The organism is Pseudomonas sp. N-1-13, from assembly GCF_057787095.1.
Map to the genome: position 1 here is coordinate 4,241,508 of NZ_JBYNRI010000001.1, position 11,537 is coordinate 4,253,044.

The 11,537-nt window shown below is 61.2% G+C and carries 13 protein-coding genes; 10 read left to right on the forward strand and 3 right to left on the reverse strand.

Annotated elements, in window-relative coordinates:
* Nucleotides 1-22: 22 nt before the first annotated feature.
* Nucleotides 23-1,114 (reverse strand): chorismate synthase, encoded by a 1,092-nt coding sequence (aroC, locus tag AC3I65_RS19045; protein ID WP_288913108.1) that lies wholly within the window; start codon nt 1,112-1,114, stop codon nt 23-25.
* A 143-nt stretch (nt 1,115-1,257) separates the two neighbouring features.
* Here aroC and AC3I65_RS19050 point away from each other — a divergent pair, with 143 nt between their 5' ends.
* Both AC3I65_RS19050 and AC3I65_RS19055 read left to right on the forward strand, forming a co-directional pair.
* Nucleotides 1,258-2,223 carry an alpha/beta hydrolase gene (locus AC3I65_RS19050; protein WP_488524325.1) on the forward strand — a complete coding sequence of 322 codons (966 nt, stop codon included), beginning with the start codon at nt 1,258-1,260 and terminating at the stop codon, nt 2,221-2,223.
* A gap of 99 nt (nt 2,224-2,322) precedes the next feature.
* Nucleotides 2,323-3,111, forward strand: coding sequence for a hypothetical protein (locus AC3I65_RS19055; RefSeq protein WP_047229624.1), 789 nt, complete (start codon nt 2,323-2,325; stop codon nt 3,109-3,111).
* A gap of 194 nt (nt 3,112-3,305) precedes the next feature.
* Here AC3I65_RS19055 and prmB read toward each other — a convergent pair whose 3' ends face one another.
* Nucleotides 3,306-4,214: a 50S ribosomal protein L3 N(5)-glutamine methyltransferase gene (gene prmB, locus AC3I65_RS19060; protein WP_107321766.1), complete on the reverse strand. Its 909-nt coding sequence runs from the start codon at nt 4,212-4,214 to the stop codon at nt 3,306-3,308.
* Nucleotides 4,215-4,479: 265 nt separating this feature from the next.
* Here prmB and AC3I65_RS19065 point away from each other — a divergent pair, with 265 nt between their 5' ends.
* The 5 genes from AC3I65_RS19065 (at nt 4,480) to AC3I65_RS19085 (ending at nt 7,253) form a co-directional block, all read left to right on the forward strand.
* A complete protein-coding gene (locus AC3I65_RS19065; protein WP_047229626.1) occupies nt 4,480-5,070 on the forward strand; it encodes a cysteine hydrolase family protein in 591 nt (196 codons plus the stop codon).
* A gap of 131 nt (nt 5,071-5,201) precedes the next feature.
* A complete protein-coding gene (locus AC3I65_RS19070) occupies nt 5,202-5,522 on the forward strand; it encodes a hypothetical protein (protein WP_047229627.1) in 321 nt (106 codons plus the stop codon).
* A gap of 74 nt (nt 5,523-5,596) precedes the next feature.
* Complete coding sequence (locus AC3I65_RS19075) at nt 5,597-6,154, forward strand: Smr/MutS family protein (protein WP_025214971.1); 558 nt, start codon at nt 5,597-5,599, stop codon at nt 6,152-6,154.
* Nucleotides 6,155-6,231: 77 nt separating this feature from the next.
* Nucleotides 6,232-6,777, forward strand: a complete 546-nt coding sequence (gene folE / locus AC3I65_RS19080) for a GTP cyclohydrolase I FolE (protein ID WP_003204506.1) — start codon at nt 6,232-6,234, stop codon at nt 6,775-6,777.
* 104 nt (nt 6,778-6,881) lie between these two features.
* The gene (locus tag AC3I65_RS19085) at nt 6,882-7,253 is read left to right on the forward strand and encodes a glutathione S-transferase N-terminal domain-containing protein (protein WP_047229660.1); all 372 of its coding nucleotides are present in this window, start codon (nt 6,882-6,884) and stop codon (nt 7,251-7,253) included.
* 143 nt (nt 7,254-7,396) lie between these two features.
* Here the strand turns inward: AC3I65_RS19085 and AC3I65_RS19090 are convergent, their stop codons facing one another.
* Complete coding sequence (locus tag AC3I65_RS19090) at nt 7,397-8,563, reverse strand: aminotransferase-like domain-containing protein (protein WP_488524074.1); 1,167 nt, start codon at nt 8,561-8,563, stop codon at nt 7,397-7,399.
* A gap of 82 nt (nt 8,564-8,645) precedes the next feature.
* On the opposite strand from AC3I65_RS19090, the gene AC3I65_RS19095 reads away from it, so the two are divergent.
* From AC3I65_RS19095 to AC3I65_RS19105, 3 genes are all read left to right on the forward strand, one after another.
* The gene (locus AC3I65_RS19095) at nt 8,646-9,086 is read left to right on the forward strand and encodes a MarR family winged helix-turn-helix transcriptional regulator (protein WP_160893128.1); all 441 of its coding nucleotides are present in this window, start codon (nt 8,646-8,648) and stop codon (nt 9,084-9,086) included.
* Nucleotides 9,087-9,429: 343 nt separating this feature from the next.
* The gene (locus tag AC3I65_RS19100) at nt 9,430-10,779 is read left to right on the forward strand and encodes an NCS2 family permease (RefSeq protein WP_076383799.1); all 1,350 of its coding nucleotides are present in this window, start codon (nt 9,430-9,432) and stop codon (nt 10,777-10,779) included.
* A gap of 63 nt (nt 10,780-10,842) precedes the next feature.
* Entirely contained in the window at nt 10,843-11,472 is a 630-nt protein-coding gene (locus tag AC3I65_RS19105) for a LysE family translocator (RefSeq protein WP_047229631.1), read from the forward strand.
* The last annotated feature ends 65 nt before the right edge of the window (nt 11,473-11,537 follow it).

Sequence of the window (11,537 nt, forward strand, 5' to 3'; positions counted from 1 at the left end):
ACGGCGGTCGGCAGGTCAGCCATCAAAGCTGGCCCAGCACCGGGGTGCTGACTCGCACATCGGCGTTCTGGCCACGATGACGCAGCAGGTGGTCCATCAGCACGATCGCCATCATCGCCTCGGCGATTGGCGTGGCGCGGATGCCGACGCACGGGTCATGACGGCCCTTGGTGATGACGTCCACCGGATTGCCATGGATGTCGATGGAGCGCCCCGGCGTGGTGATGCTGGAGGTTGGCTTCAATGCCAGGTGCGCCACGATCGGCTGGCCCGAGGAAATGCCACCGAGGATGCCGCCAGCATTGTTGCTGAGGAAACCTTGCGGGGTCAGTTCGTCGCGGTGCTCGGTGCCACGCTGGGCGACACAAGCGAAACCGGCGCCGATTTCCACACCCTTCACCGCGTTGATGCTCATCAGCGCGTGGGCCAGTTCGGCGTCGAGACGGTCGAAGATCGGCTCGCCCAGGCCCGGCATCACACCTTCGGCCACCACGGTGATCTTCGCGCCGACCGAATCCTGGTCGCGACGCAATTGGTCCATGTAGGCCTCAAGGGCCGGCACCTTGTCCGGGTCGGGGCAGAAGAAGGCATTCTGTTCCACCGACTCCCAGGTCTTGAACGGGATTTCGATGGGACCCAACTGGCTCATATAGCCACGAATCACGATGCCCTGGCTGGCCAGGTACTTCTTGGCAATCGCGCCGGCCGCCACGCGCATGGCGGTTTCCCGGGCCGAACTGCGGCCGCCGCCACGGTAGTCGCGCTCGCCGTATTTATGGTGGTAGGTGTAGTCGGCGTGGGCCGGGCGGAACAGATCCTTGATGGCCGAGTAGTCCTTGGACTTCTGGTCGGTGTTGCGGATCAGCAGGCCAATGGCGCAGCCGGTGGTGCGTCCTTCGAACACGCCGGAGAGGATCTCGACTTCATCGGCTTCCTGGCGCTGGGTGGTGTGGCGGCTGGTGCCCGGCTTGCGCCGGTCCAGGTCACGCTGCAGATCGTCCAGGGAAATCTCCAGGCCCGGCGGACAGCCGTCGACAATGGCGACCAACGCCGGGCCATGGCTTTCGCCCGCGGTGGTAACGGTGAACAGCTTGCCGTAGGTATTGCCGGACATGCAGGGTGCTCCGTGAAAAACGCTGAGAGACTCAACCTTGGATTCGTAGTGGGCGCCAGTATACGCAGGCTCCCCGACGAGTTCATCCTCGAACCTTATCGATGCCTGTTAGTCCAACCGGCACCTTCGTAACTAATGGCGTGATGATGTTAAAACTGCTTGCCTTGAGCCTTGCCCTGTTGACCGGCCTGCTTTCCAGCCTGGCCCAGGCCACCGTCCTGCAACGACCGATCAGCCTCGACACCGGCAACGGCGAGCTTTTCGGCTCGCTGCTGTTACCCAAATCCGACGCACCGGTGCCGGTTGTCCTGATCATTTCCGGGTCGGGTCCTACCGACCGTGACGGAAACAACCCCGACGGCGGGCGCAACGATAGCCTCAAGCGCCTGGCCTGGGTGCTGGCCAAGCACAACATCGCCAGCGTGCGCTATGACAAACGCGGGGTGGCCGCCAGCCTTGCGGCGACCCCGGACGAACGCAACCTGAGCGTCGAAGCCTACGTGGCCGACGCCGTGGCCTGGAGCCGCAAACTGGCTGCCGATCCGCGAATGGGTCCGTTGATCCTGTTGGGTCATAGCGAAGGCGCACTGATCGCCAGTCTCGCCGCCCCCCAGGCCAATGCAGCTGCGGTCATCTCGCTGTCCGGCAGTGCCCGGCCGATCGACCAGGTGCTGCGTCAACAACTGAGCAGCCGCCTCCCTCCCCCCCTGATGGTGCGCGCCAATGAGCTGCTGGACAGCCTCAAGGCCGGTCGGCTCGACCCAAATGTGCCGCCGCAACTGCAGGTCATCTTTCGCCCTAGCGTGCAGCCCTACCTGATCTCGCTGTTCCGCCAGACGCCGGCCCAGGCTTTCGCGGCGCTGAAGATGCCAGCGTTGATTATCCAGGGCAGCCATGACATTCAAGTCAGCGTCGATGACGCCAGGCAGTTGCAAGCCGCCAAACCCAACGCCGAGCTGGCGCTGATCAAGGGCATGAACCATGTCATGCGCATCGTCCCCAACGACATGGAGCGGCAATTGGCCTCCTACAAAAATCCAAACCTGCCCCTGGCGGCCGAACTGGGCACACACATTCTGGGTTTTATTAGCTCATTACCCGCTCGATAAGCGGTTTTTCCCCTCCAGTCCTGGCAAAAACGGCCGATAGACCGGTGTCGGACAGCGCCATGGCTGCCGACGGGCCGGCCTGGACAGGATTTTGCCGTTATGACTGACACTCAAACTTCACCCGACACCCCCGCCGAAACGCCCGCCGCTCCAGTGGCGGAGCTGCCTTGGGCGGATGTGCAGGCCGAGCACCATAAAATGCTCCGGCTGGCACCGCTCAAGACCGACCGTGCCACGGGTGCGCGGCCGCTGCGGTTTGTCGAATTCAGCTATGCCGAGCGCCACAGCAAGGAGCGCAGTTTGCTGCGCATGAGCATCCAGTTGCCGGGCCAGCGGGTGCGCAAGGAACAGAATCACCTGGACGTCTGGGCCGACCACGTCGATAAACGCCTGTATTTTTCCCCGGACAGCTTGCAGGTCGAGCCGCTGAACCGTGGCATTGGCCGCTTCCTCGCCGCACAGGGCATTACCTGGGCCAAGAAGCGCTGGTCGAGCTACCGGGTCGATGGCAGCGACCTGAATAACAAGGACGCGCTGAACGAAGACACCCGCCTGCGCCGCGACCACTTCCTGAAAGCCCATGGTTTCGAAGTGGTCTACGCCGACGCCCAGCACCTCAAAGGCAGCGTCAAGCCAGCCCAGGTTGGCAATCTGCTGGGGGACTGGAACACCGAAAAACTGCAGTTCGTGGAAATTCTCGAAGCCGCGCAGATGCTCCAGCAAGCCGAGCAGAACCTGGCGGAGCAGGAAGTCAAACTCAAGCAGCAGGAAGAAAAGGTCGCCAAGTTCAAACGCGAAGACAACGGCCTGCGTTTCACCATCACCTGCCTGGTGGCATTTGCCATGTTCCAGGCCGGGTTGTTGATCTGGATTGCGACGCGTAGTTGATTACTGCCGCAGGGCGTTTGACAAAACTTTAACCTGTGGCGAGGGGATTTATCCCCGCTGGGCTGCGTAGCAGCCCTTAAAGAGCTGAATGCGATTTGCCTGACACATCGCGGTGGCGGGGTTCAGGACTGCTACGCAGCCCAGCGGGGATAAATCCCCTCGCCACAAGGACGGCTCCGTCAGATCAATTGTCGTCAAACCCGCGAAGCAAACAACGCCTGATGCTGACGGCACTGTTCGGCGCTGAGCATGAACACACCATGCCCGCCGCGTTCGAAGTCCAGCCAGGCAAAATCGACTTCCGGATACAACGCCTCGACGTGGACCTGGCTGTTGCCCACCTCGACAATCAACAAACCCTTCTCGGTCAGATGGTCGGCGGCCTCGGCCAGCATCCGGCGTACCAGGTTCAAGCCATCATCGCCACAGGCCAGGCCCAGCTCCGGCTCGTGCTGATACTCCTGGGGCATGTCGGCGAAATCTTCGGCATCGACATAGGGCGGGTTCGACACGATCAGGTCGAAACGCTGGCCCGGCAAGCCCTCGAAACCATCCCCCTGGACAGTGAACACGCGCTCGTCGACGCCGTGACGCTCGATGTTCTGGTTGGCCACTTCCAACGCTTCGAACGACAGGTCAGCCAGCACCACCTCCGCCTCCGGGAATTCGAAAGCACACGCGATGCCGATGCAGCCGGAACCGGTGCAGAGGTCGAGAATCCGTACCGGCTCCTGACCCAGCCAGGGCGCAAAACGGTTTTCGATCAGTTCACCAATGGGCGAGCGTGGAATGAGCACGCGCTCGTCGACGATGAAAGACATTCCGCAGAACCAGGCTTCACCCAGCAGGTAGGCCGCCGGGATGCGTTCGGCGATGCGTCGGCGCAGCAGGCGTTGCACATGGACTAGCTCTTCATCTTCGAGACGGCAGTCCAGGTAGCTATCGGCAATCTCCCACGGCAGATGCAACGCGCCCAACACCAGTTGCCGGGCTTCATCCCACGCATTGTCGGTGCCATGGCCGAAAAACAGATCCTCTCCATGGAAACGACTGACGGCCCAACGTATATGGTCGCGCAGGGTACGGAGACGGGAAGTGATCACGGCGGCAAACTCCAGAAAAAACGACTGGCGAGTCTACCAGCCAAACACTCCCTCACCAAAGCACGCCTCAAACACACCTCAAACACGCACGAAAAAGGACGGGGCAGATGTAGGATTTATCCGTTTTTCGCGCTGACTATTGAACAAGACAGACATCTTGACAAGGCTGTAGGCCAGCAACGACGGCCCTTGCGATGGAAGCGATTCACAGAACCGCTCAGCCAGAGGAGAATGTCGCAAAAGCCCCACTCGAAGGAGCCCCAGAATGTCCGTTCCAAAAACGATGTTTCAACTCAGCGGTCGCGGTTACGCAGCGGCCAATCTGAGTCAAGCGACGCTGATCATCATCGATGCCCAGAAAGAATACCTCGCCGGCCCCCTGGCGTTGAGTGGCATGGATGCGGCGGTCGCGAACATCAAGCAATTGCTCGGCGCGGCCCGTGCTGCCGGCCGGCCGATCGTGCATGTGCGTCACCTGGGCACCCATGGCGGGCTGTTCGACCCACAGGGCGAACGCGGGGAGTTCATTAGCGGCCTGGAACCCCAGGGCGACGAAACCGTGGTGGAAAAACTGCTGCCCAGCGCGTTTCACGGCACCGAACTGAAAAAGCGCCTGGAGGACCTCGGCCCCCTGGACCTGATCGTTTGTGGTTTCATGAGCCATTCCAGCGTCAGCACCACCGTGCGTGCCGCCAAGAACCTGGGCTTTCGTTGCACCCTGGTCGAAGACGCCTGCGCCACTCGCGATCTGCCGCACAAGGGCGGAGTCCTGAGCGCCGAACACGTGCACCAGACCGAAATGGCGATCATGGCGGACAACTTCGCCACCCTGGCCCTGACCCGCGATTTCATCTGACACCCCTTCGATAAGCGGCCCGTTGCGCCGCTTATCCGCAAAAGCCTCTCATTTGCCGCAATTGCCGTAGTGTCAGGAACAACCCGAACATCTTCCGGTCGAAGGGCCGATACCCATTGAGGAAGGTCGGAATGAAGTTATCCGATGGTTTTGACGCACGTCGCTTGCGGCCCAAAGGCCCGAGCAACTGGCGCTTGCGTTTCGGTGCCGCGCTCGCGGCGCTCCTGGCAACGCTCGGTGTACTGCTGTCGATGGCCGGCGCCGCCAGCCTGCTGGGTCGCCCGCCCGCCCTGGGCGAGTTGAACGCAACCCCGCTCGGCTCCACGATCATTCTGGTGATCGGCTTGCTGGTACTGCTGTTGGGCGTGTGGCTGTGGCGCCTTTGCCGCCGTCGGGCCCGCCAATCCCTGGAGCTGGCCATGGCTCCTCACTTGATGAAAAAGCACGACTGACCCGCCGCCCGACGTTTTGTCGCGCCGGATCCCGCAGGAGTTGGGTAAACTGGCCGGCCTTCGCGGAGGCTGACATGCAAGACGACGACTTTTCCCTGTTCAAAAGTGCGATCCAGGGTGTTAAACCGATCAAGCACGACCGTGCCGAAACCGGCAAACCCAAGGCGGATCGCGCACAAATCGCCAAGCTGCGCCAGGCCGCCACGGTGCGCACCGACGCCACCACCGTGGATGGCTTGTCCGACCAGTTCGTGATCGACGTAGGTCCTGAAGACGAGCTGATGTGGGCTCGCGACGGCGTTCAGGAAAGCCAGATGCGCAAGCTGAAGGTTGGCCAGATTCCCTTCGAAGGCAGCCTCGACCTGCACGGCATGACCGTGGAAAAAGCCCGGGAAACCCTCTGGGCCTTCCTGGCCGAAGCCACCAAATTCGAAATCCGCTGCGTGCGCGTCACCCACGGCAAGGCCGTGCGGCTGGACGGCAAGCGGCCGATGATCAAGAGCCACGTCAACACCTGGCTGCGCCAGCACCCGCAAGTGCTGGGCTTCACCTCCTGCCAGGCGAAACACGGTGGCGCCGGGGCGGTGTACGTGATGCTCAAGCGCACCATGATGGAAGGCCGCGACGAGTAGCACCCGATTGCCGAGCTTGCAGCGCCGTGTCCGCCACCGTACCCTTGCCCTTTGCGTAAAATCCCACAGGTAGTTTCATGTCTCTGGAACAGAATTACACCGCGATTCTCGGCCAACTGGGCGAGGACGTTTCCCGCGAGGGCCTGCTCGACACGCCCAAGCGCGCTGCCAAGGCCATGCAGTACCTCTGCCGCGGTTACGAACAGACCCTCGAAGAAGTCACCAACGGTGCCTTGTTCAGCTCCGACAACAGCGAAATGGTGCTGGTCAAGGACATCGAGTTGTACTCGCTGTGCGAGCACCATTTGCTGCCCTTCATCGGCAAGGCCCATGTGGCCTACATTCCGAGTGGCAAGGTGCTGGGGCTTTCGAAAGTCGCACGCATCGTCGACATGTACGCACGTCGCCTGCAGATCCAGGAAAACCTCAGCCGCCAGATCGCCGACGCGGTCCAACAGGTGACCGGTGCCCTGGGCGTGGCGGTGGTGATCGAAGCCAAGCACATGTGCATGATGATGCGCGGTGTGGAAAAGCAGAACTCCTCGATGATCACCTCGGTGATGCTTGGCGAGTTCCGCGAAAACGCCGCGACCCGCAGCGAGTTCCTCAGCCTGATCAAGTAACCCCCCGCATGAAAAAAACCGGCATTGATCGCCGGTTTTTTTTCGCCCGTGAAAAATCAGGTAAGCTGCGCGCCCTCTTCTTCCCTGTCGTGAGGCTTAATACCGTGATCGTCAAAGCGCTGCGAGTTGGCCTGGGCCAGCTGATTATTTTCATCGACTTCATCACCCGCCCCGGCAAGAAGCAACGTCCGGCCGAAGCCCAGGCGCAAGTCAATCAGGCCGCCCGCAGCCTGACGCTCTATCAGTTCCACGCCTGCCCGTTCTGCGTGAAGACCCGCCGCACCCTGCACCGCCTCAACGTGCCGGTGGCCTTGCGGGATGCAAAAAACAACGAGCAGGATCGCCAGACGCTGCTGGAGCAAGGCGGCAAGATCAAAGTACCGTGCCTGCGCATCGAAGAGAACGGCGAGACCACCTGGATGTATGAGTCCAAGGTGATCATTGATTATCTGGATAAGCGGTTTGCGGCAGTCTGATAGTTTTATGGTGTATTTGCGGGCCCTATCGCGAGCAGGCTCGCTCCCACAATGGAACTGTGGATAACTGGGTTTTGTGATCGACTCTGAACCCTGTGGGAGCGAGCCTGCTCGCGATGGGGCCAGTCCAGTCACCACATAAGTCAGGCTGCTTTTACCGCCAAAGCCTCCCGCACCACCCCCTCCAACCGCTTAAGCCCCTCATCCAGCCGCGCCGGGTCGATGTGGCTGAAGTTCAACCGCAGGTGCCCCGGATGCTTGTCCGGCTCGGGAAAGAACGGCTCTCCCGGCATGAACGCGACGTCGGCAGCCAGCGCGGCGTCGAGCAAGGTGCGGGTGTCCAGCGGTTGCTTGAGGGTCAGCCAGAAAAACAGCCCGCCCTGAGGCACGTTCCAATGCGCGATATCGGAAAAATGTGTTTGCAGCGCCGCCTGGAACCGGTCCCGACGATCCCGGTAAAAATCCCTCAACTCGCTCAAATGGCTTTGGTACTGCTCGGTGCCGATCCATTGCAATGCCTGCCACTGACCGATGCGATTGGTGTGCAGGTCCGCCGACTGCTTGAGCCGCAGCAGGTGTGGGAACAGATCCGGGCTGGCGATCAGGTAACCCACACGTAGCCCGGGCAATAGGGTTTTCGACACAGTGCCGGTGTAGATCCAGCTGGCTTTCTTCAAGCGACTGACAATCGGCGTGGCGCTGCCGCCGTCGAAGGTCAGCTCGCGGTAGGGCTCGTCTTCCACCAGGGTCACGCCAAACTCATCCAGCAGCGCCGCCACGGCATCGCGCTTGGTCTCGCTGTAGCGCACCGCCGAAGGGTTCTGGAAGGTGGGAATCAGGTAGATGAACGCGGGTCGATGCTGTTCCAGCCGGGCTCGCAACTGTTTCAGATCAGGCCCATCGGCCTCCAGGGGCACCGTGATGCAGTCGGCGCCAAACAGCTGGAAAATCTGCAACGCGGCCAGGTAGGTCGGCGCTTCCAGCATGACTTGAGTGCCGACATCGATGTGCAGCTTGGCCGCCAGGTCGAGGGTTTGCTGGGAGCCGCTGACCACCAGCACCTGACTGGCTTCACACGCCAGGCCCAATGACCGCGCCTGTGCCGCCAGGGCTTCGCGCAAGGCCGGTTCACCTTCGCTCATGCCGTATTGGCCCATGGACACCGGCATGGCCGCCCATTCGACTTTCGGCAGCATGGCTTCGGCCGGCAGGCCACCGGCGAACGACATCACTTCAGGACGCTGCGCGGCGGCGAGGATTTCTCGAATCAAAGAACTTTTGAGGCGCGAGACACGTTCGGAAAAAGCCATGGGGGTCACCTGTAGCGGGTCACTGGAAAAATGAGTCAAACTAGTTGACCGAAATTACTCCGACCTCTCTGGATACGTCAACATGCTTGACCTTAAAAACCCGGCCTCCCAGCAAATGGCCATGGAAGCGTTCTTCTTCGGTTACCAGGCGTTTACCGCCAAGGCCGATGAAATGCTTGAGCGTCGCGGGCTGAGCCGGGTGCATCAGCGCATCGTTTTTTTTATCGCCCGTTACCCATCCCTGAGCGTGAAGGAATTGCTGACGCTGCTCGGCGTGAGCAAACAGGCGTTGAACATGCCGTTGCGGCAGCTGATGGAAATGCATTTGGTGAACAGCGTCGCGTCCGAGACCGACAAGCGTAAGCGGCTGCTGGAACTGACGGCCGAGGGCGAGCGCTTCGAACAGGCGTTGCGTCGCGAGCAGGTGAAACTGCTCGAGCGGGTGTTTGCCGAGGCTGGGGAGGAGGCGGTGGATGGGTGGTTGGCGGTGAACCTGGGATTGGGCAAGGGTTCGGCGAGCTGAGGGATTTGTAGCGTCAGAACCGGCGCCATCGCGAGCAGGCTCGCTCCCACAATGGATCCCCCATGCGCACAAATTTTGTGAACGACGCAGCTCCCCTGTGGGAGCGAGCCTGCTCGCGATGGCGTCTTCACAGTCGATATATCCCTACCTCCCAGACTTTTCGTCGACAACATAGAAAACATTATTTGCTTTATTTGTATACAAAAGCATAATTCGCTTCGTGCGAGTTCTTGACCATAAGGTCAAAAAACCTCGCCGGCCTTACCTGCCTCAAAGCAACGCCGCCACCCTCAGGGGGCGGGCGTGCTGGAAATAACAATAAAACTCTTGAGGAGTACTCGCTGTGGAAAGCCGCAAACCCGAAGCCCGGACGCTGGACCTCTCGCCGCCACTACGCACTGGCTGGCTGGAGCGCATCTTCAAACTCAGCTTGCATGGCACCACGGTGAAGACCGAGCTGATTGCCGGTCTGACGACCTTCATCACCATGGCCTACATCATTTTCGTCAACCCCAACATCATGGCCGACGCCGGCATCGATCACGGCGCCGCATTCGTCGCGACCTGCATCGCCGCCGCCCTGGGTTGCCTGTTGATGGGCCTGTACGCCAACTGGCCGGTGGGCCTGGCACCGGGCATGGGCCTGAACGCGTTTTTCACCTACACCGTGGTCGGCACCATGGGCTACAACTGGGAAACCGCATTGGGCGCGGTGTTTGTTTCCGGGGTGCTGTTCATGTTCCTGACCCTGTCGCGGGTGCGTGAGTGGCTGCTCAACAGCATTCCGGTGAGCCTGCGTTATGCCATGGGTGCGGGAGTCGGGTTGTTCCTCGGACTGATCGGCCTGAAGACCGCCGGCATCGTCGTGGACAGCCCCGCTACCCTGATCAAGCTCGGCTCCCTGCACGAGCCCGGCCCGTTACTGGCTGCGGTGTGTTTCCTGATGATCGCCGTGCTCAGCTATCACCGCGTGTTCGGCGCGATCCTGATCAGCATCATCGCCGTGACCCTGGCCGGTTGGGGCCTGGGACTGGTGCAATACAACGGGGTCATGTCGACGCCTCCGAGCCTGGCGCCCACCTGGATGGCGATGGATGTGGTCGGCGTATTCAACGTCAGCATGATCAGCGTAGTGCTGGCGTTCCTGTTCGTGCACATGTTCGACACCGCCGGCACTCTGATGGGCGTTGCCCAGCGTGCCGGGCTGGTCAAACCTGATGGCAAGATCGAGAATCTGTCCAAGGCCCTGAAAGCCGACAGCGCCTCCAGCGTGTTCGGCGCCATGGTCGGCGTGCCGCCGGTGACCAGCTATGTGGAAAGCGCCGCCGGTGTCGCGGCGGGTGGCCGTACAGGACTTACCGCCGTGACGGTTGGTGTGCTATTTATTGCCGCGATGTTCTTCGCACCCCTGGCCGGGATGATCCCCGCCTACGCTACCGCGGGGGCCTTGATCTATGTCGCCATGCTGATGATGGGGGGCATGGCCCACATCGAATGGGACGAAGCGACCGACAGCATCCCGGCCATCGTCACGGCCATCATGATGCCCCTGACCTTTTCGGTCGCCGACGGTATTGCGCTGGGCTTCATCACCTATGTGGTGCTTAAGGCCGGCACGGGTAAACACAAGGAAATTTCTGTCAGTCTGTGGGTGCTCTGCGCGATCTTCATCGCCAAGTTCATCTTCTTGTAGGCACGGGATTATTCATCAGCCTCACCCCGTCGGGTGAGGCGTTCTTGCATCAGGAGCAAAGCAATGAATCTGGAAACCTGGCTGTTGTTCAGCGGCGCCGCTCTGGTGGTGATCCTCATCCCCGGCCCACTGTCGTTGCTGATGATCGGCAACAGCCTGAACTATGGCCTGCGCCGTTCGTATCCGGCGTTTCTGGGTGGCGTGATCGCCTCGATTTGCCTGCTGAGCGCATCGGCGCTGGGCCTCGGCGCACTGTTGTTGGCGTCAGAGCAACTGTTCAGCGCCCTGAAGATGGTCGGCGCGTTGTATCTGTTTTACCTGGCCTGGCAGAGCTGGCAGCAATCGCGCCAGCCGTCCCAGGGTGCCGAAGTGCCCCAGGCCGCCGCCATCCCGCGCTTTCGCGCCCTGTTCGGCCGGGCATTCGTGCTGGGTGCCAGCAACCCCAAGGACATTCTGTTCTTCGCCGCTTTCCTGCCGCAGTTCTTGAGCGCCGAACAACCGTTCCTGCCGCAACTGCTGATCATGATCGCCACCTGGACCGTTCTTGACCTGCTCTGCAAGCTGGCTTACGGCCTCGGCGCCCACGGCGCGGCGCGATATCTGCGAACGGGTAAAGGCCAGAGTTGGTTCAACCGCATCAGCGCAGGACTCTTTGGCGGTGCGGGCGCGGCCTCTTTGATGTCGACTCACTGAGTCCCTGACTTTGCGAAACAGCCTCATCTTTTACTCGAGGCTTTCGCAAAACGTAGAAACAACCC

Bases quoted from the DNA above. Each gene is read 5' to 3' on its own strand.
- AC3I65_RS19070 (WP_047229627.1), top strand. From the start codon at position 5,202: ATGAAGTTATCCGATGGTTTTGACGCACGTCGCTTGCGGCCCAAAGGC.
- AC3I65_RS19065 (WP_047229626.1), top strand. From the start codon at position 4,480: ATGTCCGTTCCAAAAACGATGTTTCAACTCAGCGGTCGCGGTTACGCA.
- AC3I65_RS19050 (WP_488524325.1), top strand. From the start codon at position 1,258: ATGATGTTAAAACTGCTTGCCTTGAGCCTTGCCCTGTTGACCGGCCTG.
- AC3I65_RS19055 (WP_047229624.1), top strand. From the start codon at position 2,323: ATGACTGACACTCAAACTTCACCCGACACCCCCGCCGAAACGCCCGCC.
- folE (WP_003204506.1), top strand. From the start codon at position 6,232: ATGTCTCTGGAACAGAATTACACCGCGATTCTCGGCCAACTGGGCGAG.
- AC3I65_RS19075 (WP_025214971.1), top strand. From the start codon at position 5,597: ATGCAAGACGACGACTTTTCCCTGTTCAAAAGTGCGATCCAGGGTGTT.
- AC3I65_RS19105 (WP_047229631.1), top strand. From the start codon at position 10,843: ATGAATCTGGAAACCTGGCTGTTGTTCAGCGGCGCCGCTCTGGTGGTG.
- AC3I65_RS19095 (WP_160893128.1), top strand. From the start codon at position 8,646: ATGCTTGACCTTAAAAACCCGGCCTCCCAGCAAATGGCCATGGAAGCG.
- AC3I65_RS19090 (WP_488524074.1), bottom strand. From the start codon at position 8,563: ATGGCTTTTTCCGAACGTGTCTCGCGCCTCAAAAGTTCTTTGATTCGA.
- aroC (WP_288913108.1), bottom strand. From the start codon at position 1,114: ATGTCCGGCAATACCTACGGCAAGCTGTTCACCGTTACCACCGCGGGC.